Origin of the sequence: Halorubrum tebenquichense DSM 14210 (assembly GCF_000337415.1) — an archaeon.
GTDB lineage: Archaea > Halobacteriota > Halobacteria > Halobacteriales > Haloferacaceae > Halorubrum > Halorubrum tebenquichense.
This window is the reverse complement of the sequence record NZ_AOJD01000079.1, coordinates 1-26,207: the sequence shown is the minus strand read 5'-3', so window position 1 is coordinate 26,207 and position 26,207 is coordinate 1. Positions and strand designations below refer to the sequence as shown.

Sequence of the window (26,207 nt, the reverse complement as noted above, 5' to 3'; positions counted from 1 at the left end):
AGAAGGCCGATAACCCGAGACAGAATTTTATACTAGTTTGTCGAACGGACCGAGTATGGGACTGACAGAGCGATCATCGACCGGAGAGGATGACGGCACGGAGGAGACCCGTCGTCTCTACGTCGAGTTCGAGCTGTCCGCATCCGGGGCGGTCGCCTGTCCCGTCGAGGATCTCGGTCGAGACGCAGACCGGATCGACCGGCAGTCATCCGGCGGAGAGTGTCACACCGAAGCGACGCGCGAGCCCCACGACAAGACAGCGGCGGGGCCGGGTGATGCCGAGATCCGTCACACGAAAACCGAGATCACTTCTGAGTGTTACTGCCCGATATTCTTCGAGTACGACTGCATACCGAAGATTACAGACGTGACCGACGAGGCGGTCGTCATTGAGGCGTTCCTTCCGGACCGCGACCGCCTCTCTGCGCTGATAGACGACCTCAGAGAGGCGACGGACGAAATTTCGTTGCGCCGTCTCACGCGGATCGACTCAGTCGACGGCGACCGGTCGAACCGCGTCACGCTCGACCTCTCAACGCTGACCGAGATTGAACAGGAGACGGCCGCAATGGCGGTCGCGTCGGGCTACTATGAGACGCCGCGGGCGACGAGCGTCGGCGAGCTCGCCGCGGAGCTCGATATCACGAAGTCGGCGATGTCCCAGCGGCTGAACTCGGTCGAATCGAAACTCGCGCTCGCCGCTTTTCAGTAGGCCGTCCGCCTTCCGATAGAGCCGCAGACGCGAGGCTGTCAGGCCGCCGTGAAGAGTCGTCCAAGCGCTTCGCCGATCGCCTCGTTCGCTCTCGCGGTGTCGTCCGCCAGCACGACCAGATGAACAACGTCGTCAAGCTCGTCGAAGAGCGACTGCTGATGATGAACGCGGGCCTCGCAAATGCCGTCCACCGAACGGAGGCGCCTGTTGGCCGCATCGACTCGCGCCGTCACGTCGTCGGTGGGAGCCAGTTCGGCCACCGGCACGGTGGCTGTCGCGACGCCCTCGTGATCGACCGACTCGAGTGAGACACGAGTCTTCGCCACGAGGGACGCCGGGGTCTCGTACGACGGGAGCGTCTCGATGATATCCGTCACTTCGCCGAGGGCGAGGTCGTCGGCGTCGGCTGCCGTAGCCACCACCGGAGGCGCGGCCGATCGATCACCGAGTGACACCTTCGGAAGGCGGCTTTCACTGAACCCCTCAACGAGCGCGTAGTCACACTCGCGCGCGAAGTCGTTGAGCATATCTTCGAGCGTCCACCTGTCACCGGTGCCGAACCAGTCCCCATCGTCAGTGACGCCGACGGTACGCACCGACCCGGCCTCTCGGTGTCTGGCGGTATCCTTCCCGTCGGTATCGATGTCCGGCTCGTGGGTGAGCCGTTTCATGGTTCCCACCGTCCCACGGTCGCTGAGTCGGGCTGCGAGCCTCGCAACGACGGTCGTCTTCCCGGAATTCGACGGTCCGGCGACACTGAGAACTTTCATACCTCCATTTGTCCGTAGATCAATAAATAGCGTCCGGAGAGATTGCGGGGGCGTTGTCAGGACTCCAAGATCCTCGGTGAATTCATCACCGAGGAGCGTATCGATTCGAGCGATGGCCTTCTTCCGGATAGGTGTCCACCCGCTCCGCGGACTGAGCCGATGACCACGGGACTTGTCCTCGCCGGCGGGCGATCGGTGCGTTTCGGCGATGTCGACAAGGCGCTCGCCGAGTTCGACGGTTCGCCGCTAATACGACAGGTAATCGATACGCTCGATATGTCGACGGATCGGATCCTCATCAGCTGTCGGGAAGCACAGCGTCCCCGCATCGAAGCGGCCGTATCCGGAATCGAAACGCGGCTCTGTTGGACTATCGATACCGAGCCGATCGGTCCACTTGGCGGGATCAGAGACGGTCTCGAACGAAGCCGATCCGAGTGGACGTTCGTCATCGGGTGCGATTTCCCACTCGTCGATCGCCGTCTCCTCGCGGCGCTCGCCGCGACAGACGAAGGTGATGCGATCGTACCGGTAGACTGCGACGCACAGCTTCAACCACTCTGTGGACGGTACAGGACAGCACCGACCCTCAAAGCGATCCGGTCACTTCTCGAAACCGGTGAGCGGCGGCCGATAGAACTCCTCAACCGGCTGGAAACGACGACGATCAACGCCCGTGAACTGCCCGCTGCCGTGCGTGAACAACTCGTGAACGTCAACACCCCCGCGGATCTGGCTCAACTCGATTCCAGAACACGCGATCGCTGACCTATCGCGTTCGGATGAGAGCGTCTACGAGTGCCTCCGCCCGTTCCGTCGCCGAGTAACTACGCGACCGCCCATCCTTCCGTTTCTCCACCAGTCCAGCGTCACAGAGGAGCGTCAGCGCGTGGCTGACGGCGCTATCGCTCACCGACACATAGGGCGTGATTTCGTCGAACCTCACCGCGCCGTCCGCCTCGACGAGTAGTCGGACGAGTCGATACCGAGTTTCGTATCCGAACGCCGATAACGTCTTAACGTCGGCGGTCGTCGCCGCGTCGTCGATCAGCGCGTCAATATCCATTCCGGAAAGCGGATCAGACGAGGAGTCGGCCATTATCGACGTATTTCGCCGCGATCGGATTAATTGTTCTGTCGGTGTTCAACGATCGGCAGTGGAATAAAACAGGACCTACAACGGAACCGAACGGAAGACCGCTATTATTCTTTGGCCGCGATCACGTCAAGTTGGACGTCTGCGCCGCCGGGAAGCGAGCAGACACCGACAACAGTTCGCGGCGGGAACGCAACGTTGTCGAACCGCGACTCGTACGCCGGGTCGACGGCCGACGCCGCGTCCGTATCTGCGAGCTGGACCTCGACTTTCATCACGTCGTCAAGCGACGCGTTACGATTTTCGAGCATCAGTTCGAGCCGGTCAAGGCACATTTCGATCTGTTCTTCGGTCGTCTCCAGCCCCTTCACTTCCCCGTTGATCTCCGGAAGAATTCCCTGGAAAAAGATCAGATCCGACTCACCGGTCCGCATTCCGAACGCGCCGATGTTCTCGATGCCGTCACGCTGTCGCTTGCTCTCCTCGCTCAGCGATTCAGCAATAGATATTTTATTTTCTCGTTTTGCCTGATCACTAACGCCGACCATCTCGTTCGACATACAATTTAGTATTCTCTCAAACGTAAAGAGAATTTCGATCCGTACCATGTGTAATGTAGACGGGAGATCTAACTATGGTAACAGCGGATCCGCTGACGGATTCCGGAAATCAGAGATAGAGGCTGATTGCCGCTGAACGTAGCTATTCAAGCATCGAGGCATCATCGAGGGGTTCGGATACAGGACCTACGGTAGACCTATGAGCATCATATTGTCCATCTTGTTTGAACGTACTTACTCTGATTGAAGCACACGTACAGCTGAGTAGCTAGTAAAATAACATAGTTATATTGGGGTGATTTCGACATATATGCTGCCACTCAACCGATCGCTCGGCGCCGAGTCGACGCACGCCCCGGCCGACCGCAGCGCGCGGCGAAATCGGCCTCAGAACTCGAAGCCGACGGCGTCGACGTCGGGCTGCAGTGGACTCGCGGGATACGGCGGCGTCTCTCCCGGATCGTTGAACACGCTCGGAGCGACGTCGTTCGGGGCGTCCGGGTAGAAGAGGGCAGCGAGCGTCTGGATCGCCGTCCGACCGCTGGCGAGTTCGAACTGGCCGCCGCCGTACAGATCGATCCCTGCCTGCTGGCAGTACTCGATGGTCTCGAACAGCGATTCGAGCGACCCGAACCGCGAGGGTTTGATGTTACACCATCCCGGTTCGACCGGCAGCGACCTGAGGCTCTCGACCCCGTCGATCGGGGAGTCGAAGGAGAGCCGTTCGGCCCGCGACTCGACCAACTGGTTCGTCTCGGGAACGAACGCAGCGTCCTCGACGATCACCGAATCCATTCCGAACACGTCGTGGTACAGCTCGGGTTCGACGTCCGGATCAGGGCCCCCGTACCAATCTTTCAAGTCCATGATCCGGACGGCGTCGGTTGCTCCGAGCGTCGTGAATAGGTCCGTCGGCCACTCCTCGCTGGGATCGAGCTTGAACTCACGAGTGTCATCGAGGGCGAGCAGTCGCTCGATGCGATCGGAAGTCGGCGGCTCTCCCAGACGTGTCGAGACGACGAATCGGACGGGATCTGGATCGATACCGAGGGCCTCGCCGAGCGTTTTTCCTCGCTGTCGAAGCGCGAGGTCCAAGGCCGCACTCTCGATGGCCCACCGGCGGTAGTTACGGTAGTGCTCGTAGGTCGGCGCTTCGGGGGCGAACAGGTCGACGGTATCGAGGTGAGCCGACAGCGTCGCCACCGTCCAGTCGCCGGTGAGATCGATCGGCTCCGTCTCCGCGAGCGCGTCGTGGTCGGCCGTCTTGTAACAGACGTCCTCACCGCGGCCGACGGAGCCGTCGCCGGCGAGCCGACACTCGGTCGTCGTGCGGGTGAAACCACTCGTCGTCTCGCTCGTGTATCGTCGTCGATCCACCGAATCGATCGTAACCGGCAGGTCGGCGATACGGGCGTACAAACTCATTTTACGTAGTCTTTCCCGCGGTAATTAACGAGGTCGGGACGATAATTGCAATCGTCAGGACCGCCCTGCTGATGACTGCGAAGGGCGGAGACGTATCGGGCTTTACCGTATCGAAATTCATAGATATGTCCCATAACCGTATGGTGGAAAATAGACATACTTAAAAGAATCGAAGCGAACGAAGATTCGGTCGTCGCACGTCGAACCGATTTTACACCCGAGATGGAGTTCTTAGCGGCAGAAATGCGAAAGAGATCGTTCTATCGGCATCGTTTCGATCGTCGACCGAACGATGCGTGCGATTCATACGTCACTTTATGCTACACAGTACATTTATATATACACATTGGGATTGTTAGATATGATTTGCGTGAAACCCCCTTCGACCACTCTGTGGAGTGAGCGATGAAGATCACCGTCTACGCCGACTGCCGGAAGTGCGCCCGGCTCAAGGAGACGACCGAGGCGGTCGTCGAGGAGTTGGGGGTCGATGCCGATGTCACCGAGGAGTCAGACATGACCAAACTCGCCGAAAAGGGCGTCATGTCGCCACCCGGGCTGGAGATCGACGGGGAGATCGTCCACAACGGTACGACGCCGCCGGCCGACCACATCGAATCGATCCTCACCGACCACGCGGAGTCCTGAGACTTCTCACGGTGTTGGGTCCGTCGAGTTCGACGACGCGACTCACACCCCGCTGTCGTCCGTCGACGGATATACTCTGGGGAGGTCGAGATCGATACCGAATAAAATCGGGATATTTCAATACTATATTTGTCTCATCAGCCGTTCCGACCGACCAAAACGAACGCTTGATACCCGTCACATGTCTGGTGAAGCGGCGAATACGGGTTAAATACGGTCGCGTACAGCAGTGAGACGGTTATAACACAAGAGAGTATCTCTCCTATGCGGTGTACTACAAATCGGATTTCTTCGAAACGCATTTATGCCATACCGTGCTATTTCGATATGTATGATGGAGAACGGAGTCGAAGCGACTCGAACGGAGCGACAGACACTCATCGCAGATGCCGATGCGACTACGGAGGAAAACCAATGAAAATCACCGTCTACGGCCCATCTAACTGCAGTAACTGCACACAGCTCAAGCAGACGACGCAAGAGATCGTCGACCGCAACGACATCGACGCGGACGTAACGAAGGAACCAGATATGGCCAAATTGGCACAGAAGGGCGTCATGTCGACGCCGGGATTCGAGATCGACGACGAAATGGTGTTTGCCGGCTCGACACCGTCGGAAGATGAACTCGAATCGATTATCACAGAACGGCTGTAAGCCCGGATGGTTTTCAAGAAGTTCGCGACCTACGTCGTCGACGCTATCGGGCTGACGGGAGCCCCCAGAGCGGCGGCGCACTTTTTTGTGTACGACACTCTGAAGATCCTCGCTATCTTGACGGCGGTGATATTCGCGGTCACCTACCTCCGAACGTACTTCCCGCCGGAGAAGATCCGCGATTATCTTGACGGCAAGACAGCGTTTACCGGCTACGCGCTGGCTGCCCTGTTAGGGATCGTCTCGCCGTTCTGCTCGTGTTCTACGATCCCGATCTTCCTCGGGATGGTCGGCGCGGGCATCCCCTTCGGCATCACGATCACGTTCCTCGCGGTCTCGCCGATGATCAACGAGGCCGCTCTCGTCGTGCTGCCGGGCGTCGTGGGTCTGGAGCTGACCGCGCTGTACGCGATCAGCGGGATTACTATCGGGATGACCAGCGGCTATACTCTCAATCGATTGGGGTTCGACCGCTACGTCGACGACTTCGAGTTCGGCGACTCGGGGGTCGACATCGACGAGCCGACCAGACGCGAACGGCTCGAAGAGGCCTACGTCGAGGCTAAAGAGATCATTCTCGAGATCATTCCCTACGTCATCGTCGGCGTCGGGGTCGGCGCGCTCATCCACGGCTACCTCCCCGAACGCTTGGTGGAGACCTACCTCTCGGGCCAGTGGGGCGTCTTCGGTGCGGTCGCAGTCGGCGTACCAATGTACACCGATATCCTCGGTGTCATTCCGGTCGTCGAGTCGCTGATCGGAAAGGGGCTGCCGATCGGCACCGGCCTCGCGTTTATGATGTCGGTCGCCGCGCTCTCGCTGCCGCAGTTCATGATCCTCAAGAAGGTCATGCAGAAGGAACTAATCGCCGCCTACGCGGGGACGCTAGCCACCGGGATCCTCTTGATCGGCCTGCTGTTCAACGTCGTCCTCTGAGGTCGCCGTCGGCCGTCGCTGGCCGATCACCGTAGCCGAACCCTTTTGCCCCGAACCGGACAATATCAATTCGAACGTCGACCCTCAGTCGACGCGATCTCACCATGACTGACACAGTACCGGAATCGACACGCCAGACCCTCGAACGGCTCTATGAGAACCCCGAAGACCGGCTCACGTCGCTATTCGAGATCGCCGAGGACGACGAACAGGTCGACGCACAGGTTATGGTTTTCAAAGCCTTAGCGAACGAGTACCGGGTCCGCATTCTGAACGCGCTCCGTGACGGTGAGATGTGCGCCTGTGAGCTACAGGTCGTTCTCGACGCACCACAATCGACGGTCGCGAGTCACCTGCGAGAACTCAACGACGCTGGACTCGTCAAGAAACGTCGACAGGGCAAGTGGACCTATTACCGGATCGGAGATACGGCGGCGATCCAACTGCTCGATATGGCGGCCGCGCTGGGTGGCGATCGGTAGCACGGTCGGCGTGCCGTTCAACACCGTCTTCGCCGGCCTGCTCTGCGCCGGGACCGTTTTTTTCACAGCGACCGCGAGCCGTCGAGTGCGACGAGGACGGCGTTCGCGCGCGGCGTGGCGCGGTACATCCGCCACTTGCCCTCCTTCCGCCGTGTGACGAGCCCGGCATCGGTGAGCTTCGAGAGGGCGTGGCTGATCGCGCTGTCGCTCACGTCCAACAGCGGCGAGAGCTCGCAGACGCACAGCTCCTCGTCGTCGGCCGCGTGGAGCATGCGGACAATCTTGTACCGCGTCTCGTTCCCGAGCGCTGACAGCAGCTCGACGTCGGTCTCCAAGTCTGATCCGCCGACGCTTTCGTTCAGTTCTTCCAGTTCCGCGATACGCTCGGACAGGTCCTCGTCGGTACACGAGCCGCACTCGTCGACGACGTACCGTCGCAGGCGGTCGGTAGATGACATACGGCAAAATTGAACAGAAGTGAGATTAAACGTTGTGGAACGCCGTCTTAATAAGTGCGCTCGGTAGCGAAAACGATATAGCAATCGCTCAACTATAGTCTCGTATGAGTGACCAGATCGTTCTGGCGGGCGTCCGCCGGTCAGCGACGACCACGATGGCAAGCGCGAGCGGCGAGACGGCCGAATGCGCCGTCCCGAGCCCGGGGTGTCCGGCGTGACTGTATCCTACAAACGAGTCAATTACACCGACATCGAGCCGGTCTCGGGTGCGATGCGGCCGCTTACCGACTCGCTCGACAGCGAGCAGGTCGGCGTGTCGATCGCGCGCTGCGAGCCCGGCTGGCGGAACAGGCCGCACGATCACACTGCGGAGGACCACGAGGAGATATACGTCCTCTTAGAGGGCGAAGCCACCGTCGTTATCGACGACGAATCCGTCGAACTCGAGGCCGGCGACGCGGTCTGGATCCCGCCGACGGCGACGCGCCAGATTCGGAACGGCGACGTCGAGAGCGCGTTTATCCTCGTGAGCGCCCCGGCATCGCAGTGTCGAACTGCGACGTGTGCCGACGAACCGGGATCGTGGGCGACCAACGGATTCATCGGCTGATCTAGCTCTCGGCTGTCTCAGGTTCGTGATCGCGTGACCGACCTGGAGGTATCCGACCGAAGGGCTTATAGTTGTATGAGAATTTGTTCAAACGAATTGGTTTCAGTGGACACAGACCAATGTGTCTCGCTGTGAACAATAGCTCAGACGATCGACGGCCATCCGGCTCCACCATGACCGAACTCACACTCTACGAAGAAGCGATGTGTTGCTCCACCGGCGTCTGCGGTCCCGACCCCGACGACGAACTCGTCGAGGTCAGCGCGGCGCTCGACCAACTCGAAGACGCGTTCGACGACCTCGACGTGACGCGGGCGAACATGCAGCACAACATCGACCAGTTCCTCGAGACACAGCGGATCTACGACCGCGTCCAAGAGGACGGCCCGTCGATCCTCCCGATCACGGTCGTCGACGACGAGATCGTCGCCGAGGGCGAGTACCTCTCGTACGACGAACTGACCGCGGCTATCGACGAGAAGCCAACACCACAGGAGGCGTAACGAATGGCACAATCACAGTCGACAGCGACGAGCGCGCGTGAGGTAGTCGAACCGAGCGGCAGCGAGACGGAGTTCGTCTTCTTCAGCGGGAAGGGCGGCGTCGGCAAGAGCACGGTGAGCTGTGCGACCGCGACGTGGCTCGCCGACAACGACTACGAGACGCTTTTGGTGACTACCGATCCCGCGCCAAACCTCTCGGACATCTTCGGGCAGTCGATCGGCCACGAGGTCACCGCGATCGACGGGATCGAGAACCTCTCGGCGATCGAGATCGACCCGGACACCGCCGCCGAGGAGTACCGCCAGGAGACGATCGAGCCGATGCGGGAGCTACTCGGTGAAGAGGAGATCCAGACGGTCGAAGAGCAGCTTAACAGTCCCTGCGTCGAGGAGATCGCCGCCTTCGACAATTTTGTCGACTTCATGGACAGCCCGGAGTACGACATCGTCGTCTTCGACACGGCACCGACGGGCCACACCATCCGGCTGATGGAGCTTCCCTCCGATTGGAACGCCGAACTGGAGAAGGGTGGCTCAACCTGTATCGGACCGGCGGCCTCAATGGAAGAGCGCAAACAGGACTACGAGCGCGCGATCGACACGCTACAAGACGACGAGCGCACCTCGTTCGGGTTCGTCGGCAAGCCCGAAGACTCCTCGATCGACGAGATCGAACGCAGCGCGAGCGATCTTGGCGAGCTCGGTATCGAGTCACAGCTGTTAGTCCTCAACGGTTACCTCCCCGAGTCGGTGTGTGACGATCCCTTCTTCGAGGGGAAGCGTGCGGACGAACAGGCCGTCATCGAGCGCGCCCGCGAGGAGTTCGACACCGACGCGACGGCGACGTACCCGCTCCAGCCCGGCGAGATTGCCGGCCTCGACCTGCTCGCGGACGTGGGTGGTGTCCTCTACGACGGCAGAGAAGCGACCGTCGACGTCGGGGCCGCGACTGATGTTGATGCTGACGGCGCAGCCGAGTTCGATTCGATGGCGGACACTGACGCGGTAGTCGATCAACTCACACCAGGCGACGAGACGCAGTACCTCTTCTTCACCGGGAAAGGCGGCGTCGGCAAGAGTACGGTCGCCTCAACAGCGGCGACGAAACTCGCCGAGGCGGGCCACGAGACGCTCGTGGTGACGACCGACCCGGCCGCGCACTTAGAGGACATCTTCGGCGAGCCCGTGGGCCACGAACCCACCTCGGTCGGTCAGGCCAACCTCGACGCGGCGCGGATCGACCAAAAAAAAGCGCTTTCGGAGTACCGCGAGCAGGTCCTCGACCATGTCACCGAGATGTACGAGGACAAAGAAGACACCCAGATCGACGTCGACGCTGCGATCGCGAACGTCGAAGAGGAGTTGGAGTCGCCGTGCGCCGAGGAGATGGCCGCCTTAGAGAAGTTCGTGAGCTACTTCGACGAGGACGGCTACGACGTCGTCGTCTTTGACACGGCCCCCACGGGCCATACTCTCCGTCTGCTCGAACTCCCCTCCGACTGGAAGGGTTTCATGGATCTTGGTTCGCTGACGAAGGGTGCCGCGCCCGCCAAGGGTGACCAGTACGACGAAGTCATCGAGACGATGAAAGATCCCGAACTGAGCACGTTCGCGTTCGTGATGTACCCCGAGTACACGCCCATGATGGAGGCGTACCGGGCTGCCGCCGACCTCAAAGATCAGGTCGGCATCGAGACCTCGCTGGTCGTCGCCAACTACCTCCTCCCCGAGGAGTACGGCGACAACGCCTTCTTCGCGAACCGGCGCGCCCAGCAGGCCCAGTATCTCGAAGAGATTCGAGACCGGTTCGACGCGCCGTTGATGTTGGCGCCGCTCCGGCAGGATGAACCAATCGGGCTCGAAGAACTCAGCGCCTTCGGTGAGGAGATTACTGGACTCGCAGACGTGGTCGAAGCGGACGCACCGGAGGTGACGCCCTCGTGAGCGACGCACAGGACGTGGAAGGTGCGGCCGAGGACAGCGTGGGTGTGTCCGATGAGGAAGACGTAGAAGCCAACGTCGAGGCGGCGCTCCGCGAGTTCCTCGACGCCCTCGGCGAGTCGGAGACGTACCAACGGTTCGTCTCGGCCGACGAGGCGTTACAGGACGACGACGACGCGATGGCGCTGCTCCGCGAGTACCAGCGGAAGCAACAGCAGATACAACGCGGCGGCTTCGACGAGTCAGTGATGGCCGAGATGAAGGAACTTCAGACTGAGATATCGAACAACGAGACCATCCAGCGTCAGCAGGCCGCACAGGCCGAGCTGATAGAACTCCTCCAGCGAACGAATGATACCATTAGCGACGAGATTGGCGAGGAGTTCGCGCGGTCCACCGGAGGTGGGTGCTGTTGAGCGCTTCCGGTCAGGACGCCGTCGAGGACGGGGTCACGGACGAAGAGGTCGTCGCGGCCGCTGAGACGCTCGGTGAGGAACTCGCCGCCGCGAAAGACGAGTCGTCAGAGTTCGCGTTCACCACGATGGTAATGCAGTGTAACGAGGCGATCAGCGACGAGACGGGGATCGATTACGGGAGCGTCTGCGGTGCTGACGACGACAGCTGCTGTTAGCGAAGATGGGCTGCTGGTAGTGGAGATCGGCTGCCGGTGGTGAAGACCGGCTCCCGGTAGCGGCGTTTGAGAGGAGTCGAATCGGGTCGACTACTCTCTCCGCCTCACTCCGCGGGTGGCGTCTCCGACAAGAGTTCGTTGAACAGCTCGACGACGCGCTCTTCAATCTCGTTGCGGATCTCGCGGACCTCCTCGATCGGACGCTCGTGCGGGTCGTCGAGACCCCAGTCGCGGTTCTCGCCGTTCCACGTCGCTGGGCACACGTCCGAGGCCGAACAGCCCATCGTGACGACGAGGTCGACCGCCTGTAGCTCATCGGGCGTCACCTCTCGGGGAGTTCGGTCGCTGATGTCGATGTCCACTTCTGCCATCGCCTCAACGACGATGTCGTGGACGTGATCCGCGGGCTGTGTCCCGCCGGTGACGATTTCGATCCGGTCAGCCGCGCCGCGTCGGTCGCGTTCCCGCTCGGCAAACGCGGCGGCCATCTGGCTCCGTCCCGCGTTCTGGACGCAGACGAAGGCGATCCGATGGCCCGACTGATCATTGTGTTGAGTCACAACACACAATGCGGGAGGAACCAGTATAGTCGTTACTTCACATCGATATAGAGTCCTATAGAGCGATATACAACGAGAATTTCACCGGCCCTAGTTTGTTCACAGAAACAGTATTCGAATATAAGACACGCATCAGATCCATCCTCGGAGGTTATGCGCTGCCACAAATTCTGAATAGCACTATCTTACTATCAACAACTGTTAGAGTCAGAGCAACCCCGGACTGGGGTAGTCTGAGTTATCCACGGCAATAGCTGAGGACTGTCGTCCTATCCCTGTTCGCGGAGGAGGTTTTGGTATCTACAACTGGACTCATTCATCGGTAGGCCACGAAGGATCGGCCAACTCGTCCTTGATGTAGATAACTTGGATTCCCAACTCGGCACTAATTCGTTCGTGATATCCGTACATATCCGATTTGTCTGCGGTCACCACCTTACTGACGATATTTCGGTCGTTCTGATACGCAGCGTCGGATAGAATTACCTTGTCCATATACCCGTCCACGAATCCAAGACGTTGTCTGCGCTCCGACTTACTGAGGGCTCCGGACGGCCCCTGTGTAAGTCGGTTTTGAAGATCTTGCCTCGTCTCGTGAGCTTCGTTTATCACTGTATCACACAGACTGTCCAAGGTACGTCTCCCCGACTCGCGAGTGACCTCTTCGCCAGTGAGTGTATTTTCTAACTCGTTTCGGATGTTGGGTTCGATGTGTTCTTCGATCAGCCTTTGTGGCTTGATGCTACTCATCACGTCCGTTTCCTCGAGGAAGGCCTCAACGAGAGTTTCAATATCCAGCTCGTCATCATCGTAGCCGTCGATCCGAAGGTTAAGATTCATCTGGGCTGCACGAACCTTCGCTAAGGTCGCCCCGAAGAGACCGTCATCCGTGTCCCAATCCACGACCGTGTCCTCAAGTTTGCTCGAGTTGCTATTGTTACAGTACTCGTAAACGACTGCTCGGCTTGTGTAGAGGCCGTTATCGGTATCGTAGAGTCGTTCAGCGTCGTCGTGCCATAGGTCGTGTAGGAACGTCAACCCAACGAGAACGCCGGTATCAAGGAAATAACGAGCCATTAGTGCTGGAGTAGGTCGTTGTCAATGAACGGTGCGACAAAAGCGTCGGCCGCGTCCCTTGCGCTCCGAGTATCTTTCGCGTTCCGCCTCGCCTTCTCGCGCTCTTTCCGGCGGAGTTGCTCTCGAATCTCTTCTTTCGCGCTCTCAACGCTGTCGACACCTCTTTCTTCGGCTATTTCCGACCGCGAAAGGTTGTCCTCTCGACACGCGAGTTCAAGACAGTATAGTCGCCAGAATGACTTCGCAAGCGACTCCGCGGTCTCAGGGTTGTATTCCTCTGAGTCCAACTCAGCACTCATCAATCGGTACCAGATGTGAAGATCGTCCTCGTACTGCGGAAAGTCGTCAGTCGGGAAGCTCTGAACGAATCTGTGGAGCGTTTCCCGAGTACGTTTTTTGTTCCGGTCGAGGGTGAGCGTCATCTGTTTGGAGTCGCCACCTGCGTCGAGTTGCTTGTCCAGTTCCCGAAAGTGACGTTGAGCATCGTACGGGGCCTCGTCGTACATCTCGTCGGTTAATCCCTCAATGCCGCGGTCATAGTAGCGGTCTAATGTGCTGGAAATCGCCCGTCGAGCGCGCTGGATGGTGCCACGAGAGGCATCAATATCGGAAACCTCCGCCTCACAGACTACCCGCTGCCCGTCAGGCCCTTCTGTGATTTCGAGAGACGAATCCGACGTCACAACCACAGCGCCCCACATATACCAGTACGTGTCGATGGTTTCATCGACATGTTCTCTGTCTAACTCCTGCTTTGCGAAGTAGAGGATCTTGTGGAAGGCCTTAGGTCGGATGTCGCCGTTGTAACGCCGCTCGTCGAACAACAGTGCGGCCACATCGTCCAGATTGAGAGAGTCGGGCATCGCGGGGTTTCTGATTGATCGTTAACACGCCCCCGTCTTATCCGCTACGGGAGCGGTTGTTCGCTACACCCGACATTTTTTCCTCTGGGCCGCGGTATGTAGAGTTAGTGACGTTTGAAAACCTCGAGGGGGGACAAGAATCCAGTCACCACACAGCAGAGATATACCGGCGCCGTGTTCGGGACTACCTCGAAGACGGCGAATATTTGGAGGTTGGTGACAGCTATGCGGGCACATCTGATATTGTCTTGTCCCGACCGGCTCACGCGGAGGACAAGAGATTCCGCGTCGAGACAAAGAACACCAAACTCTCTCTGTTCAACGACGGCTTTATTGACGAGCTATCCCGCCAATTCATTGATTTTGCCCGCTCTGAGGGGCCAGAGTTCGAATTCATGGTATTCGCCGAGGACTACGCCAGTCAGTCGCGGTGGGAAGACATCTTCCACGACCGAATCAGGAAGGAAGAAGAGGTGCGGACATACTATGAAGAGCTGGATGACAGACACGATCTGAACGAAGCGGAAACAGACCAGTTCGAGTCACTCGATTTTCGGGACTTCTGGCGATTTCTGGAACAGGTCAGCATTAAAAAAGCGGGATATGAACGACTTGGCGAACTTATCGAAGATCGCGAATCTCAGGATCGTGGAGAGAAAAAGTGGGAGTTCTACACACGTGAGAACGAACCCGTAAAGCAGCGGGGCAATCCCACACCGAACTTCGTCCGAATCGCCGACCTTCCCGACGAGATCTGGACACTACGGAGTCTGGCCCCCGAGTACCATGACGTGTATGACCAAAATCCACGTTATCTCCCAATCTGGTTTCAGAATGGTGAGATGTACAGCCTGATACCACCCGGGGAAATGCCCGATTCACTCGTGAAGTTTGTAGACACGGACACGGCGGAGTGTCACGACTTTATGAAGTGGATAAGTCAGACTGGCGACCAGCACAACCGCCGAGTTATCGCCCTATTGAATCGAAAAGTGCTGTGGCGCGGTGTTCTCCGCCACGACCGCTGCGTCAGCATCCGCCACCGTGGCCAACACAAACTCATCATTCAAAGGGATAGAGAGATCGGCCAAAATATCGATGAGACCAGACAACAGGAGTTGTCAGGTGATCTAAGGCCTTCAGAAGAAGACGCCTTGGAGGCCAATCAGGAGTTCAACGGATACGTCGCGGTGAAAGATTGGGGTACTGCCTACGCACACCGGTATGGGATGCCCGTGGTGAAGCAATACGGCGACCAATACTATGTCTTTGTCGAGACAGGGTGGTTGTTCACCGAGCGTGGACGTGGCGATTCGTTCATTAGTGGTGACCGTGCCGACGAGCTTCACAATCAACTGGACAAGAACTCACTGTCTAGAAATCCTAATCAAAAAAGCCAATTCAGACAGTGGCGAGCCTATCTCGGTCTTGACGAAGGACGAGGTGGTCACGCAAGCATCCCGGGTACAGGCGGGCAGCGAATGACCTTCGAGGAAGCAATCGATGTTCACCTCCGAGAGCGGCCACCGAAGAACACCGAGGAACGGGACACACTGATGGCTGGAGAAGTCGTGGTGAAACGATGAGCGACTTCGACCTCCGCCGGATAAGGGAGCCCGAATTGCTGTTCGCCAACGGTGAAACGGCGAAGGATCCCCGCGGAGGGTTACTGAAGCACGGCCCCCGCCCTCGGGCGAACACAGAGGAGGAAGTCGTGAATGTCGGGATTGTCGGGGACAGTCGGTCGATCTCGATGATGGAGGAACTACTCCGAAAGATGCGAACCGGTATTTCGAGCAATTCGAATCGGAAGCGATGGCGACAACCATTTCCGGGGCTCGGAGTCGACTCGCAGCTCCAGTTTGACTACCAGACGCACGAAAAGTGGAAGGGCCGCATCCGTCAGAAAGACATAGACACGATTGCCGAGATACCCAACCGACAAGAACGCGTCCAACCCGCCATTAGACACCTGAAACACCAAATCGCCGGACTCGGGGCGCAGACGCCGCCTCCAGACATCACATTCGTTGCCATCCCCGAGCGTTTCGTGGAACTCTGTGCCGATCCGAATACGGACACCGACCGGATTCAAACGAAGAATAGCGATTTCCGGAGTCAGATCAAGCTCGCGGGGATGGAAGCTGGCACCCCCACGCAGCTGATGTCGCCTAAGGCACTACGCGGGGGTTCTGATGTACAGCACCGTTCTGAGTTCGCGTGGAATATCGCCGTTGGGATGCTCTACAAGGCTCGGGAGGGTAGACCTTGGAAGACGGCGAGTTTCGACAGTCAGCAGTGTTACGCGGGCATCTCGTTCTACAGAGAGCGGGGCGCCGACCCAGACGTCAGGGCGTCGATTGCACAGGTGTTCATAGAAGGCGGGGAAAACTTCGTCATTCGCGGCGATCCCGTTCAAGACATCGCTAGCGACGAGGCGCAGACCCACCTCTCGTACGCAGATGCCAAGCGGTTGGTTGAAAGCATCCTTGAGAAATACGGCAACTACCGCGACTCGCAGCCGAATCGACTCGTCCTTCACAAGTCGTCAAACTTCTGGCCGGAGGAAAGTGAGGGGTTCAATGACGGTGCCGCCGATGTGAATGTCAAGGAATTCGTTACCATCAGGAAGCACCATCCACTCCGTCTCTTTCCGGAAGGTGACAATCCACCACTACGGGGAACACTAGCTCTCCCTCCCGATCGGAGTGAGGGGTACCTCTACACCACTGGATACGTGCCAGAGCAGTCCGTGTACAACGGGCCGGGGGTTCCCACACCCATCGTCGTCAAGCCTCACGAGGAGTACTTTAGCGGCGATTACCGACGCATCTGTCGTGAGATACTCACATTCACCAAACTGGACTGGAACAGTTCGGACTTCTGCAAGCGACTCCCTGTTACCATTGGAATTGCGAATGCCGTGAGTGATATCCTCGCTGAACCGAACGCGGATGACATCAACCTACAGACCCACTATTACTACTATATGTGATCTAAACAGGATTTTGCGCACTATCTCAGTTAATATATTGAATTATAACTTCTTCTCGGTAACGTTGGAGGAGACAAACTGGCGTATGAGTTCGCCCAGCTCCCACGCTCGGTGGACGTCGGCGAGGTTGTGTAGGCAGACGGGGAGCAGATCACCCTCGTGGTAGTGTGCGGCGGCGCTCCCCGAATCCTCAAACGGGTCGTACGGATCGTCGCGGTACCACGCGTGTCCGTCCAAGTCGTCAAGCAACATCGGTAGGCGGTCGTCCTGGTTGAACAAGAGGCCGTACGAGCCGGTGAGCGAGTTGGCGTCGGCGGCCGCGCCGTAGGCGGTGTGGGTGGTGTTCAGCCGCTTTTTCAAAGGCTCCCACAGGTCGGCGAACAGGATATCGTCGAACATCCAGTCCACGCCCTGTCGGATACACCGCGTCCGGACGAACGGCAGGTCGAACCCGCCTTTCCACGATTCCGCATTGAACGCAACGAGGCGGTTGTAGTCGCGGTCGAACCGGTTGAAGATGAGCTGCTGCATCGCTTCGAGGAGGGCGACCTCGTCGTCGTCAATGTGTCGTGATACTGCGGCACCGCTGACCTCGGAGAGGCGCTGCTTGAAGGCGTCTGCGTCGATCTTGTGTGGGCCGGCGTTGACGACAGGAGTGTAGAGACGAGTGGAGAAATCGGGACTTCATGGCTGATCAAGTAAAGTTTTTATTTGTTACCGGATTATTGGTAACCATCAGATGTATGAGGTTCTCGACGATACGGCGGCGCAGGTCATCCTCGCGATCGAGAGTGGTGACTCCATCCGTCGTGTCGCACAACACCTTCACACGCCGTACGAGACGGTGAGACAGGCCGTCAATCGGCTCGAAGACGCAGGCTATGTCCACTATGATGACGGCCTCTCCGTCGTCAGCGAGCGCGTGAGAGACGCCGCACGCGAGTTCGTGGCTGCCAGCGCTGGCGTCAGTCCGCCTTCGATTGAGGAGGCATACGTCATCCCGCAGTTTAGTGGCAGACCGTACGCGTTTACGCGGATCGACGCCGTCTACGTGTGGACCCAAGGGGGCTATCAAGTCGGTCGCGACCCCGATGACTATCCCCTGTTCCTGGCCGTCCACGAGCAAGACGTCGACGCCTGGGAGACGTTTTTCGACTCGTTCGACCTCCCCACCGCATTCGAGCGACAATCCCGAGACGAGCTGGACGGACCACTACAAATCGTCCTTGAGCCACGCCCGTCGCTCGATATCACTCACATCGAAGGGTACCCGGTGATCTCGAGAGCTGAGACGATCGAGTATATGCGCGAGAACTACGCCCAGTTCCAGTCAGCATTGGCGATGCTCGATCGGATGTACGAAGATCTTGACCTCGGCGTCACGTATCGAGAGACGGAACGGGCACAGACATGAGCTTTAACAACCGTAGTGACGCACTTATCGAACTTCTCGAGGAACTCACGCAAGCGGGGCACGAGTACGTCCTTATCGGTGGCTACGCTGTTTCAGCGTTTAACGCACGTTTCTCGACAGACCTCGATATCGTCGTCGCACCGGACTCTAAGGCTGAATTCGCCGAATTCCTCGAACGAGAGGGCTTCGGGGAAACGGACAGCCACGCCAAGGAATGGTTCTACGACACGGAAGTGATCGAGTACGAAAAACGGCTCACGCCGCAACAGCCGATCGGCTTCGATCTGCTGGTGAACGGTCTCGGATGTCGCCAGACGGAGGCGCAGTGGTCCTTCGACTACCTGTACGACCACAGCCACCAGCAGGAGGTGAGCGGGGGGACAGTGACGACGACGGCCAGAGTTATCGATGGGGCGGTCCTCGTCGCGGCAAAGCTCCACAGCGGTCGTGAAACAGACCTTCGCGACGTCTTGGCAGTGGCAGAAGAAATCGACCTTCACGCTGTTACGCCCCACCTGCGACGAGGGGACGAGGATGCGTTGCGAGAGCAGCTTGAGCGTGGTCTGGAGATCTTAAAGAGCGACGAACTCAAGCACGGATTTCGGAGCGATTTCGGGGCCTCAGCGGTCTCAGAAGGAACGGTCACCGCCCTTCAGGAGTACCTGTCTTCGCAGATTGATCACCTTAGTTGAAAGCGTCAGGGCATCGCTGATCAGACGCAAGTAGTTAGCCCCCTCCAGTAGTGCTTACAGGCAGTCAAAAATTCGAACAGCTGGCAATAGTCGACCGTCGCTCCCACACGCCCTCACGTCGACGGCCATTCATCCGTTCAAACCATTCCAAGACGACTACATTAGGAGTGGACTGTCCTCGATTACGGAGGATCGAGGAGAAAGCCTCGCGCTTTAGCGCGGGGTGGATGTCAAAGTAGTTAAATTACTCGCCGTGGTCAATATACTCGGCTTCCCATTCAACCCGCGCTTCGATCTCTCTAGTGCCTCGGCGAGTGGTAGTGTACTCATTGGTTCGTCGATCACGCTGACTTTTCTCGACCAGTCCCTTCTCGACAAGCGTGTCGAGATTGGGATACAGCCGCCCGTGATGGATTTCTTTTTCGTAGTAGTCTTCGAGTTCGTCTTTGATCGCGAGCCCATGTGGTTCCTCAAGCCCCGCAATCACATACAGGAGATCGCGCTGAAAGCCAGTGAGATCGTACATCGTTCATGATTCGGGCTATATTCATGAAATACTATCGATTTCTGGTATATCGGAAGTAACGAACCATCTGATGGGAGACTGTTCTGTTTGCTACAGGCGTGAACCACGCGATTAGAGGGAGAAGGGTCCGATAGACAACAGACCTACTAACTCGTCACGAGCGTGGTGGAATCCGAATTTCGTCATCAACCTCATACAGATACCCCTTCAAGAGTAACTGCTCGATAATATCGCGTGCGTCGGCAGGGTTGACTCCGTGGTCTTCGAGGTATGTGATTGCCGTCTCACGAGTAAGCGGGTCGGCAGCGTCCAGCTCTTCGAGATATGACTCTAGATGATCGAGAACATCCTCTTCAGCTGGCGCGATCGGCCGCCGCGAATTCGGCATTGCCAGCAGCTATGAATCGAGGGCAGTAGGATGTTCGGGTCACTAAAGGTGGATATCTACTGATTTCCAACCGACTACGTCAAAAAGTACACTCGTGAGCGATCTGGCTCTTTTTAAGTGCTGCTGGACAATCAGACGTGAATGTCTCGAAGGCGGGTCTCTCTGACATCCACCCGATCGGTGGAGATAGCCATTTTATCTGGGCTTGCTGGCCTGCTTATCGTGGTCCATGTTCTGCTTCCCGATCCACTCCGCTCCCGGTTTGTGTTCACGTATGGCGAGCCCTCAATTGTCACGGCGTGGACCGCGGCGATTCTCCACGATAGCGGCTCACATCTTGCGTCCAGCGTTGCGTGGTACGCGATTGTGATGGCGTCGACATACGCACTCGCGACTGCGTGGAGGTATCGACGTCCATTCTGGATCGCTGTCGTCGGGTGTCTCGTGCTCACACCACCGGTGACAAAACTCGTAGATTACTGGGTACTGTCGGTTCAGTGGAATCTCGTCGCAGACGCCACGACAGCACGCGGATTTTCCAGTGTCGTGAGTGCGTTTGGAGGGCTGCTATACGTCTCACTGGCACGCACAGCGACTGCGTGGTATGGCTACGACGCCGGCGTCGTAACGACCGGAACAATTGTCCTCGGAGCGCTCTCTGCGCTCGCAGTAACGTCCGCTGTGTTGTCTCCGTCTGTAGCGATCATCATCTGTGGGATGATTGCCGTTGCGATCGGAAGTGTAATTGTTAGCAACCGTACACAGATTTCGGAGTGGCGGGCGTGGGTCGTATCGGAGCGTGACAACCTCCTGCTTATCGGCGGTGGCTCCGCTGTCGTGGTGGGGCTACTTTCGCAGTTGTTCCAAGTCGAACTAGATACGTCGGGGCGATTTGTTAGTGTAATCGCCCACGGGACAGGATTCGCGACCGGCATGGTCGTCATGGTACTCGTGCTTTTGTTGGAGTCCGTGAGCCGGTGAACAACAGAGGAACTGATCGGGGGTGCCGGGAACAGATGTTGTGCGGTTATGAGTCGTCCTCCGAAGGTGGACCCCGTGAGAGCCGATCAAATCGGTTCTGGGCCGCTTCCGACCGCTCTGTAGTTTGCTCGGGGTCGTACTGCGCTGTCGCAATAGAACCGTCGACAAGGGTGACTGTGAGAATCGCGTCGGCATGCTGACCATCCTCGGGCAACTGGTCAGCAGCCAGGACGGAATTTCCAACCTCATCGCCGTCGCGTTCGAAGAACACGGTGGCCAATCTATCTTCGATCGAGTCCACGACGGCTGTGTATTCGCCGTCATCGAGGGCAGCGACATCAGTCATGTGTATGCCTCTTCTAGGATACGCTCGCCGTTAGCATTGGTGACGATCACGGTATCACCGTTATTGTTCCAAATGGGGGACCCAGACCCCCAGTATAACTCAGTAGTTGTCCTCGTCCCGCTTTCTGTGTGGAGTGTCACTGTGTCGCCGGCAGCAAGCTCGAACCCATCGGGTACCGTGTAACTCCGGCCTGCGTCGTCTTCGATCGTCCAGCTAGATAGATCGAGTGCATCGCTACCAGTATTCTCGAAAACGATGTATTCGTCGTTGAGATTGTCCCGGTCATCGCCAGCTGCATCCGCGTGAATTTCGGCGACCGTCAAGCCGGCTTCAGCTGTCGGCTCGTCGGGGTCGCTGTCCGTGTCATCCGACGTCTCGTTGCCGCCGGCATCGATACTGGTTGTCCCATCACTCTCGATACGGGCACGATCGCTAACACCGTCGGTCGATCCAACCTCAATCGGGTCACCCCCACGGAGTGCGTTCGGATCTGTCGGAGCGTCCCGCTGGGTTTGGACGGTAATGTTCTGGCCGTCACTGGTCAAGACGATGTTCCCGTGTGTTGCGGTCCAATACGCTGGGAGAGATCGCTCAGAAAGTCGTTGGAGGACCTCATCGTGGGGATGTCCGTACTGTGAATCATACGCGCTCGAGACCACAACTGCTCGGGGATCGACCGCATCGAGAAACGCGTCACTTGATGAGCTCACAGAGCCGTGGTGCCCGGCTTTCAGAATTGTCGACTCCAGAGCTGACCCGTACTCGTCGACAAGGTATGCTTCTTGATCGTCTTCGGCATCACCCGAAAAGAGAAAGCTCGTATCACCGTGTGTGAGTTTAAGAACGATACTGTTCTCGTTGCGATCGTCGTTTTCGAGGTACGGTTCTGGTGGGCCGAGGACATCAACATCGACATCCCCGAAGTTGATCGTATCGCCTTCTCGAGTCTCATACAGTGTCACGTCGTGGGCGTCGATCGCATCAAGATACTCCGCGTATGTTTGGGTACTTGAGGCAACGCCAGGGTCGTACACTGCGCCGATCCCGTCGGCTTCTGTCTCGTAGTATTCAATGAGAGCCGCATTTCCGCCAATGTGGTCGGCGTCAGCGTGTGATGTGACGAGGTGGTCGATCCGCGTGATATCGTGGCGTTGGAGATACTCGATGACGTACTCGCCGTCGTCATTGTAGTGTCCAGTATCGATGAGCATCGTCTCACCGCTCGGATTCACGATGAGCGTACTGACGGATTGGCCGACGTTGATGTAGTGGACCGCAACACTCCCATTTGTGCTGATAGTCGACGATTCGTTCGTCGGCTCTGGGGACGCAGGCGACGGGTCACCAGAGAGCCCACCAGCACAGCCGGCGAGAATGACTATGCCGGCGACGAGAAGGAGCGTAGTGAGATTCCGTGACGATTCCATGGTCACAGTGGGCGCTGGGTCGGTGTAAAGCTACGCGACTCTGTCGAAGCGCAATCTACGAGTCAGTCGCAAAAAGCAAAGAACTCCCGCGTTATCCTACGTTAAGACAAGAAGGAGTCACGTTCTGTGACTCCGGACTAACTCTTTGAGCTCCGATTGACTGAGAGGTTCAATCTCACGGCGGTCACCATCATCGGTGTAGAAGATCGATGCAGAGACCGACCGATCTGGATATTGGTCGACGACAACATGGTAGTATATACTGAGTTGCTTCGTATACTCCTCTTCGGCGTGGGTTGTGAGATCGGTCTTGTAATCGACGATATCAACGTGGTCAGAAGTAATGTGGAGCAGATCGATGACTCCACCAATCGTCACTTCCTCGTCGTCGACGGTCAGCGGGAGGAACGCATCAATTTCGGCGATCTTCTCGCCGTCGAGTGACTCCAAGAAGTCCCGTACGTTCTCCTTATCGGAGTCACCACCGGTGTCGACAGCCTCACCAAGCACATACCGTTCTGCGAACTCGTGTACCTCCGACCCGAATTCCATCCCTCGCCCACCGGTGTCTCCTTCGAAAACAGCATCGTCGATGAACGTATGCGGGGAGTAGCTTGCTGGCCCATCAGGATCCGGAATGTCAACGGTAAACGGTGATGACTCGTTATCTACTGCACTGAAGGACGACAGATCTGGGTCGACTGTTTCGATAGTAACGGGGAGTTCCTCGAGGAACACATTCGGATTCTCACCACCGGTTAGAATGACGTGGCTCTCAGCGCGCGTAATAGCCACGTAGAGCAGTCGGCGTTCCTCATCGTAATTCTGGGGGAGACACTTGTTGAGAACGTCTGTCTGCCAGTTGTCGTAGACGTGTGGGACATCGTGTGCCTCCTCAGAGTACACCTTCCGCTGTCGAAGTCCGATTGGATCTGTATACGCGATATCGCTCCCGCTGCCACCGGTTGACGGGAACTTGTTCGTGTTCATATTCGCGAGGATGACTATGGGATATTCGAGCCCTTTCGTTGCGTGGATAGTCTGAACAGTCACCGCATTCATCCCCGCACCAGCGTCGACCTCATGGGTGCTGCCGTCTTCGATCGCGGCTTCGATAAACTGGATGAGTTCTCCACGAGTGAACGTTGTCGTCCCGTGAACCGACTGAATTGTGTCAAGGACAACGTCCGCGGTCGGACCACTCTGGTCGTACCGATCGAAGACGCGACGGGCGACACCCCCGAATGTCTCCATCTCTCGAAGGTTCTCACGGAAGGCAACCATCGCCTCAGGGTACGTTCCGCGCTCGGTGATCGCTTTCACCTCGTCGATCGTGTATCCGGCCTCTTCTAAGACGAGAGCCCAACCACGGTCGGCGTCACGTTCGAGGATACGAAGCCACGCTAACAGCAATTTCGCGGCATCGGTTCGGAAGACCTCAATCCCGCCTTCGTAGGCCATCGGCAGGTTGTATTCACTTGCCGTGTCGAGTATCTCCCGTCCAAAATCGCGAGTTCGGGTCAATACGGCGATATCACCGTACGTCGGCGCACGGTACTCGCCATCGTCGCCCTCAACGGCGTAGTCATCGTTGTCGACGATGTCGTCGATTTTTGCGAGAATCGCTTCGTGTTCATCCTCACTCGTGAGCGCCTCGATACGGCTCTCGTCATGGTCTGTGTCCGCCTTCAACCGTGTGACCGCCTCGGAGATTGCCTCAACATCGAGTAGCTCACTGTTCGTCGCACGAGCTGTCAGCGCCTCTGTCGAGAACCGCAGGATAGATTGGGTCGACCGGTAGTTCCGTGTCAGTTGTTTGCTGACAGCCGTCGTCGTCGGGAAGGTGACGCGATCTGCGTCCCGGTTCAGCTCTTCGGCAAACCGCTGGAGTCGATCGTCGAACTCACGGATATTGTCGACGTCGGCGTATTGGAAGCTGTAGATGCTTTGCTTCCAGTCACCGACCACACAGATATTTTCTGTGCCGGCCAGAAGAAGCATGAGTTTGAACTGGATCTCACTGGAGTCCTGGAACTCGTCGACCATCACATACTCGTACCCCAGTCGATCTCGAAGATCGTGGTCTTCACACAGAAGGACGAACGCAAACAGCTGAAGGAACCCGAAGTTCAGGTAGTTCCGTCGAAGCGCAAACTCAAGGTAGGCGTGATACACATCGTGGACGAACTGCTTGAGTGCTGTTCGATCGTCCTCGAAAACGCGTCCAGCGACAGCCGCTGGAATCTGTTTGCCGTTTCCGCGAAGCTCCCATCTCTCAGGTGCCTCTGGGAGGTAGATCTTCTCTTTCCCATAGTTGCTGAGCTTCTCGCGGAGCTTCGACTGCTTGCTTCCACCGTTTCGAGGCGTATTCAGATCGGCAAATAGCTTCTCGAAGGTCTCAAAGTCACCGTCAAGGTGTGACTCGCCGTCGCGGTACCAACCGTTTGCGGTCGGAAACACACCCTTCGCAGACAGTTCCTTGATGAGATCGAGCAGCTCCGTCGTCTCTGAGATCACGGTGAAGAACTCGTCGTATTCCGGGTGTGAATCAATGAACTGGCCGATGAACTCCCGAAACAGGGCCTGTTCGATGATCTCGTCTTCGATGATTCGGGTTGAGCCGGTAATCGTCTCCTCAACCCCGAGATACGTTGGGGCGTCATGGCCGTGCTCATCGAGAATATCGTGTGCCAACGAGTGGAACGTCTGGATCGGGGCGTTCGAAAGTTCCCGCATTCCGTACTCGCTGTTCCGCACGATCCGTTCTCGCATCTCCTCAGCTGCGTTGTTCGTGAACGTCACCAACAGGACATCAGACGGATCGATCCCATCCTGATCGACGATATTCGCATATCGCCGGGTGATGGTGAACGTCTTCCCGGTGCCAGCACCAGCGTCGACGAGGTACAGGCCGTCGGTTGACTCAATGAGATCGCGTTGCTCCGGGTTTGGCGTAACGTCGCTCATTGCTCACCCTCCAAGAGCAAATCACGATTATCCACCCGCCGGTAATTCGGCTCGCCGGCAAGGCCCTCGATAGGGAACGACTCATCGCCAGTGCGACGCCGGTTGAGCTCTGTCAGTCGCTCCTCGACGAACGACTCGAATGCATCAAGATCAGGTTCGAAGAACGCACCTTTCTGTTGCCGAGCAATCTCCCGCATGACCTGTTTGCTCCCCGTCTTTACGTACTTGTACTCGCCAATTTCTGATTTAAGCCGGGCAATCATTGTCTGGCCGAACTCAGATTCGATGAGTTCGTCGCTGTCTGTCGTCTCAACGAGCGGTGCGGCATCGAAGAGGGCAGCGTACGTCTGATAGTCGATCTTCGAGAGAATCTTCTGGCACTTGTTTGCTCCCTCCTCACGAAGGTACTCAAAGAACGATTCAGTTTGGACGTGTTCGGTGAGCGACTCGGGATATAGTAGTCGATAGAATTTTTTACTCGGAAAACTATGTTGTCTGTAATGGACCACCTCAACGAGATCTCCGTCGAGGAACTCCAAGAG

General features: G+C 57.6%; 30 protein-coding genes and 1 pseudogene. 16 read left to right on the top strand and 15 right to left on the bottom strand.

From position 1 onward, the window contains the following. Nucleotides 1-55 precede the first annotated feature (55 nt). A complete protein-coding gene (locus C472_RS15050; RefSeq protein WP_006630714.1) occupies nt 56-712 on the top strand; it encodes a helix-turn-helix domain-containing protein in 657 nt (218 codons plus the stop codon). A 38-nt stretch (nt 713-750) separates the two neighbouring features. Here the strand turns inward: C472_RS15050 and mobB are convergent, their stop codons facing one another. Continuing rightward, nucleotides 751-1,482, bottom strand: a complete 732-nt coding sequence (gene mobB, locus C472_RS15045; RefSeq protein WP_049906787.1) for a molybdopterin-guanine dinucleotide biosynthesis protein B — start codon at nt 1,480-1,482, stop codon at nt 751-753. A 159-nt stretch (nt 1,483-1,641) separates the two neighbouring features. Between mobB and mobA the strand changes: the two genes are divergently transcribed. Beyond that, nucleotides 1,642-2,250 (top strand): molybdenum cofactor guanylyltransferase, encoded by a 609-nt coding sequence (gene mobA, locus C472_RS16575; RefSeq protein ID WP_006630712.1) that lies wholly within the window; start codon nt 1,642-1,644, stop codon nt 2,248-2,250. Nucleotide 2,251: 1 nt separating this feature from the next. Here the strand turns inward: mobA and C472_RS15040 are convergent, their stop codons facing one another. From C472_RS15040 to C472_RS15030, 3 genes are all read right to left on the bottom strand, one after another. After that, a complete protein-coding gene (locus tag C472_RS15040) occupies nt 2,252-2,581 on the bottom strand; it encodes an ArsR/SmtB family transcription factor (protein WP_006630711.1) in 330 nt (109 codons plus the stop codon). A gap of 104 nt (nt 2,582-2,685) precedes the next feature. After that, nucleotides 2,686-3,126 carry a RidA family protein gene (locus tag C472_RS15035; RefSeq protein ID WP_006630710.1) on the bottom strand — a complete coding sequence of 147 codons (441 nt, stop codon included), beginning with the start codon at nt 3,124-3,126 and terminating at the stop codon, nt 2,686-2,688. Nucleotides 3,127-3,525: 399 nt separating this feature from the next. Then, nucleotides 3,526-4,563 carry an enolase gene (locus tag C472_RS15030; RefSeq protein ID WP_049906785.1) on the bottom strand — a complete coding sequence of 346 codons (1,038 nt, stop codon included), beginning with the start codon at nt 4,561-4,563 and terminating at the stop codon, nt 3,526-3,528. A 405-nt stretch (nt 4,564-4,968) separates the two neighbouring features. On the opposite strand from C472_RS15030, the gene C472_RS15025 reads away from it, so the two are divergent. The 4 genes from C472_RS15025 to C472_RS15010 all read left to right on the top strand — a co-directional run bounded on the left by C472_RS15025 (nt 4,969) and on the right by C472_RS15010 (nt 7,286). Further along, a complete protein-coding gene (locus C472_RS15025) occupies nt 4,969-5,211 on the top strand; it encodes a thioredoxin family protein (protein ID WP_006630708.1) in 243 nt (80 codons plus the stop codon). A 414-nt stretch (nt 5,212-5,625) separates the two neighbouring features. After that, entirely contained in the window at nt 5,626-5,868 is a 243-nt protein-coding gene (locus C472_RS15020; RefSeq protein ID WP_006630707.1) for a thioredoxin family protein, read from the top strand. A 6-nt stretch (nt 5,869-5,874) separates the two neighbouring features. After that, nucleotides 5,875-6,804 carry a permease gene (locus tag C472_RS15015; protein WP_006630706.1) on the top strand — a complete coding sequence of 310 codons (930 nt, stop codon included), beginning with the start codon at nt 5,875-5,877 and terminating at the stop codon, nt 6,802-6,804. A 104-nt stretch (nt 6,805-6,908) separates the two neighbouring features. Next, nucleotides 6,909-7,286, top strand: coding sequence for an ArsR/SmtB family transcription factor (locus tag C472_RS15010; protein ID WP_006630705.1), 378 nt, complete (start codon nt 6,909-6,911; stop codon nt 7,284-7,286). A 62-nt stretch (nt 7,287-7,348) separates the two neighbouring features. On the opposite strand, the gene C472_RS15005 is transcribed toward C472_RS15010, so the two are convergent. Continuing rightward, nucleotides 7,349-7,744, bottom strand: a complete 396-nt coding sequence (locus tag C472_RS15005; RefSeq protein WP_006630704.1) for an ArsR/SmtB family transcription factor — start codon at nt 7,742-7,744, stop codon at nt 7,349-7,351. A 184-nt stretch (nt 7,745-7,928) separates the two neighbouring features. Between C472_RS15005 and C472_RS15000 the strand changes: the two genes are divergently transcribed. The 5 genes from C472_RS15000 to hcsS all read left to right on the top strand — a co-directional run bounded on the left by C472_RS15000 (nt 7,929) and on the right by hcsS (nt 11,429). Beyond that, on the top strand, nt 7,929-8,354 hold the full coding sequence (locus C472_RS15000; RefSeq protein WP_049906783.1) for a cupin domain-containing protein: 426 nt from the start codon (nt 7,929-7,931) through the stop codon (nt 8,352-8,354). A 173-nt stretch (nt 8,355-8,527) separates the two neighbouring features. Beyond that, nucleotides 8,528-8,857 (top strand): arsenite efflux transporter metallochaperone ArsD, encoded by a 330-nt coding sequence (arsD, locus tag C472_RS14995; protein WP_006630702.1) that lies wholly within the window; start codon nt 8,528-8,530, stop codon nt 8,855-8,857. A gap of 3 nt (nt 8,858-8,860) precedes the next feature. Further along, nucleotides 8,861-10,801 (top strand): arsenical pump-driving ATPase, encoded by a 1,941-nt coding sequence (gene arsA, locus C472_RS14990; RefSeq protein ID WP_006630700.1) that lies wholly within the window; start codon nt 8,861-8,863, stop codon nt 10,799-10,801. Then, nucleotides 10,798-11,214 carry a halo-CC-star protein HcsL gene (gene hcsL, locus C472_RS14985; RefSeq protein ID WP_006630699.1) on the top strand — a complete coding sequence of 139 codons (417 nt, stop codon included), beginning with the start codon at nt 10,798-10,800 and terminating at the stop codon, nt 11,212-11,214. The genes arsA and hcsL overlap by 4 nt, the downstream gene beginning before the upstream one ends. Further along, a complete protein-coding gene (hcsS, locus tag C472_RS14980) occupies nt 11,205-11,429 on the top strand; it encodes a halo-CC-star protein HcsS (RefSeq protein WP_006630698.1) in 225 nt (74 codons plus the stop codon). Before hcsL ends, hcsS begins: the two co-directional genes overlap by 10 nt. 104 nt (nt 11,430-11,533) lie before the next feature. Here the strand turns inward: hcsS and C472_RS14975 are convergent, their stop codons facing one another. The 3 genes from C472_RS14975 to C472_RS14965 form a co-directional block, all read right to left on the bottom strand. After that, nucleotides 11,534-11,956 (bottom strand): arsenate reductase/protein-tyrosine-phosphatase family protein, encoded by a 423-nt coding sequence (locus C472_RS14975; RefSeq protein WP_394295124.1) that lies wholly within the window; start codon nt 11,954-11,956, stop codon nt 11,534-11,536. 345 nt (nt 11,957-12,301) lie between these two features. Continuing rightward, a complete protein-coding gene (locus C472_RS14970) occupies nt 12,302-13,066 on the bottom strand; it encodes a hypothetical protein (protein ID WP_006630696.1) in 765 nt (254 codons plus the stop codon). Then, the gene (locus tag C472_RS14965) at nt 13,066-13,929 is read right to left on the bottom strand and encodes a hypothetical protein (protein ID WP_006630695.1); all 864 of its coding nucleotides are present in this window, start codon (nt 13,927-13,929) and stop codon (nt 13,066-13,068) included. Before C472_RS14965 ends, C472_RS14970 begins: the two co-directional genes overlap by 1 nt. A 107-nt stretch (nt 13,930-14,036) precedes the next feature. On the opposite strand from C472_RS14965, the gene C472_RS14960 reads away from it, so the two are divergent. Together C472_RS14960 and C472_RS14955 are read left to right on the top strand one after the other, a co-directional pair. Further along, complete coding sequence (locus C472_RS14960) at nt 14,037-15,515, top strand: hypothetical protein (RefSeq protein ID WP_049906781.1); 1,479 nt, start codon at nt 14,037-14,039, stop codon at nt 15,513-15,515. Further along, on the top strand, nt 15,512-16,924 hold the full coding sequence (locus tag C472_RS14955; RefSeq protein WP_006630693.1) for an argonaute/piwi family protein: 1,413 nt from the start codon (nt 15,512-15,514) through the stop codon (nt 16,922-16,924). The genes C472_RS14960 and C472_RS14955 overlap by 4 nt, the downstream gene beginning before the upstream one ends. A gap of 42 nt (nt 16,925-16,966) precedes the next feature. On the opposite strand, the gene C472_RS14950 is transcribed toward C472_RS14955, so the two are convergent. Next, nucleotides 16,967-17,455, bottom strand: coding sequence for a hypothetical protein (locus C472_RS14950; RefSeq protein ID WP_006630692.1), 489 nt, complete (start codon nt 17,453-17,455; stop codon nt 16,967-16,969). 208 nt (nt 17,456-17,663) lie between these two features. Here C472_RS14950 and C472_RS14945 point away from each other — a divergent pair, with 208 nt between their 5' ends. Together C472_RS14945 and C472_RS14940 are read left to right on the top strand one after the other, a co-directional pair. After that, nucleotides 17,664-18,338, top strand: a complete 675-nt coding sequence (locus C472_RS14945; RefSeq protein WP_006630691.1) for a helix-turn-helix domain-containing protein — start codon at nt 17,664-17,666, stop codon at nt 18,336-18,338. Next, on the top strand, nt 18,335-19,030 hold the full coding sequence (locus C472_RS14940) for a nucleotidyltransferase family protein (protein ID WP_006630690.1): 696 nt from the start codon (nt 18,335-18,337) through the stop codon (nt 19,028-19,030). Before C472_RS14945 ends, C472_RS14940 begins: the two co-directional genes overlap by 4 nt. A 244-nt stretch (nt 19,031-19,274) precedes the next feature. On the opposite strand, the gene C472_RS16570 is transcribed toward C472_RS14940, so the two are convergent. Beyond that, nucleotides 19,275-19,556, bottom strand: a complete 282-nt coding sequence (locus C472_RS16570; RefSeq protein ID WP_006630689.1) for a helix-turn-helix transcriptional regulator — start codon at nt 19,554-19,556, stop codon at nt 19,275-19,277. A gap of 154 nt (nt 19,557-19,710) precedes the next feature. After that, on the bottom strand, nt 19,711-19,944 hold the full coding sequence (locus C472_RS16565) for a hypothetical protein (RefSeq protein ID WP_082238283.1): 234 nt from the start codon (nt 19,942-19,944) through the stop codon (nt 19,711-19,713). Between the two features lie 222 nt (nt 19,945-20,166). On the opposite strand from C472_RS16565, the gene C472_RS17130 reads away from it, so the two are divergent. Next, nucleotides 20,167-20,925 carry a hypothetical protein gene (locus C472_RS17130; protein WP_152420662.1) on the top strand — a complete coding sequence of 253 codons (759 nt, stop codon included), beginning with the start codon at nt 20,167-20,169 and terminating at the stop codon, nt 20,923-20,925. Between the two features lie 46 nt (nt 20,926-20,971). On the opposite strand, the gene C472_RS14925 is transcribed toward C472_RS17130, so the two are convergent. The 4 genes and pseudogenes from C472_RS14925 to C472_RS14910 all read right to left on the bottom strand — a co-directional run. Next, nucleotides 20,972-21,271 (bottom strand): DUF3006 family protein, encoded by a 300-nt coding sequence (locus C472_RS14925; RefSeq protein ID WP_006630687.1) that lies wholly within the window; start codon nt 21,269-21,271, stop codon nt 20,972-20,974. Then, nucleotides 21,268-22,698, bottom strand: a complete 1,431-nt coding sequence (locus C472_RS14920) for a lamin tail domain-containing protein (protein ID WP_049906778.1) — start codon at nt 22,696-22,698, stop codon at nt 21,268-21,270. The genes C472_RS14925 and C472_RS14920 overlap by 4 nt, the downstream gene beginning before the upstream one ends. 117 nt (nt 22,699-22,815) lie before the next feature. Beyond that, nucleotides 22,816-25,665 carry a UvrD-helicase domain-containing protein gene (locus tag C472_RS14915; RefSeq protein WP_006630685.1) on the bottom strand — a complete coding sequence of 950 codons (2,850 nt, stop codon included), beginning with the start codon at nt 25,663-25,665 and terminating at the stop codon, nt 22,816-22,818. Continuing rightward, nucleotides 25,662-26,207 (bottom strand): annotated as a pseudogene (locus C472_RS14910) (hypothetical protein); the annotation flags it as partial. The gene C472_RS14915 and the pseudogene C472_RS14910, both read right to left, overlap by 4 nt.

Excerpts from the sequence above, each read along its gene's own strand:
- C472_RS15050 (WP_006630714.1), top strand. The coding sequence starts at position 56 with ATGGGACTGACAGAGCGATCATCGACCGGAGAGGATGACGGCACGGAG.
- mobB (WP_049906787.1), bottom strand. The coding sequence starts at position 1,482 with ATGAAAGTTCTCAGTGTCGCCGGACCGTCGAATTCCGGGAAGACGACC.
- mobA (WP_006630712.1), top strand. The coding sequence starts at position 1,642 with ATGACCACGGGACTTGTCCTCGCCGGCGGGCGATCGGTGCGTTTCGGC.
- C472_RS15040 (WP_006630711.1), bottom strand. The coding sequence starts at position 2,581 with ATGGCCGACTCCTCGTCTGATCCGCTTTCCGGAATGGATATTGACGCG.
- C472_RS15035 (WP_006630710.1), bottom strand. The coding sequence starts at position 3,126 with ATGGTCGGCGTTAGTGATCAGGCAAAACGAGAAAATAAAATATCTATT.
- C472_RS15030 (WP_049906785.1), bottom strand. The coding sequence starts at position 4,563 with ATGAGTTTGTACGCCCGTATCGCCGACCTGCCGGTTACGATCGATTCG.
- C472_RS15025 (WP_006630708.1), top strand. The coding sequence starts at position 4,969 with ATGAAGATCACCGTCTACGCCGACTGCCGGAAGTGCGCCCGGCTCAAG.
- C472_RS15020 (WP_006630707.1), top strand. The coding sequence starts at position 5,626 with ATGAAAATCACCGTCTACGGCCCATCTAACTGCAGTAACTGCACACAG.
- C472_RS15015 (WP_006630706.1), top strand. The coding sequence starts at position 5,875 with ATGGTTTTCAAGAAGTTCGCGACCTACGTCGTCGACGCTATCGGGCTG.
- C472_RS15010 (WP_006630705.1), top strand. The coding sequence starts at position 6,909 with ATGACTGACACAGTACCGGAATCGACACGCCAGACCCTCGAACGGCTC.
- C472_RS15005 (WP_006630704.1), bottom strand. The coding sequence starts at position 7,744 with ATGTCATCTACCGACCGCCTGCGACGGTACGTCGTCGACGAGTGCGGC.
- C472_RS15000 (WP_049906783.1), top strand. The coding sequence starts at position 7,929 with ATGCGCCGTCCCGAGCCCGGGGTGTCCGGCGTGACTGTATCCTACAAA.
- arsD (WP_006630702.1), top strand. The coding sequence starts at position 8,528 with ATGACCGAACTCACACTCTACGAAGAAGCGATGTGTTGCTCCACCGGC.
- arsA (WP_006630700.1), top strand. The coding sequence starts at position 8,861 with ATGGCACAATCACAGTCGACAGCGACGAGCGCGCGTGAGGTAGTCGAA.
- C472_RS14970 (WP_006630696.1), bottom strand. The coding sequence starts at position 13,066 with ATGGCTCGTTATTTCCTTGATACCGGCGTTCTCGTTGGGTTGACGTTC.
- C472_RS14965 (WP_006630695.1), bottom strand. The coding sequence starts at position 13,929 with ATGCCCGACTCTCTCAATCTGGACGATGTGGCCGCACTGTTGTTCGAC.
- C472_RS14955 (WP_006630693.1), top strand. The coding sequence starts at position 15,512 with ATGAGCGACTTCGACCTCCGCCGGATAAGGGAGCCCGAATTGCTGTTC.
- C472_RS14950 (WP_006630692.1), bottom strand. The coding sequence starts at position 17,455 with ATGCAGCAGCTCATCTTCAACCGGTTCGACCGCGACTACAACCGCCTC.
- C472_RS14945 (WP_006630691.1), top strand. The coding sequence starts at position 17,664 with ATGTATGAGGTTCTCGACGATACGGCGGCGCAGGTCATCCTCGCGATC.
- C472_RS14940 (WP_006630690.1), top strand. The coding sequence starts at position 18,335 with ATGAGCTTTAACAACCGTAGTGACGCACTTATCGAACTTCTCGAGGAA.
- C472_RS16570 (WP_006630689.1), bottom strand. The coding sequence starts at position 19,556 with ATGTACGATCTCACTGGCTTTCAGCGCGATCTCCTGTATGTGATTGCG.
- C472_RS16565 (WP_082238283.1), bottom strand. The coding sequence starts at position 19,944 with ATGCCGAATTCGCGGCGGCCGATCGCGCCAGCTGAAGAGGATGTTCTC.
- C472_RS14925 (WP_006630687.1), bottom strand. The coding sequence starts at position 21,271 with ATGACTGATGTCGCTGCCCTCGATGACGGCGAATACACAGCCGTCGTG.
- C472_RS14920 (WP_049906778.1), bottom strand. The coding sequence starts at position 22,698 with ATGGAATCGTCACGGAATCTCACTACGCTCCTTCTCGTCGCCGGCATA.
- C472_RS14915 (WP_006630685.1), bottom strand. The coding sequence starts at position 25,665 with ATGAGCGACGTTACGCCAAACCCGGAGCAACGCGATCTCATTGAGTCA.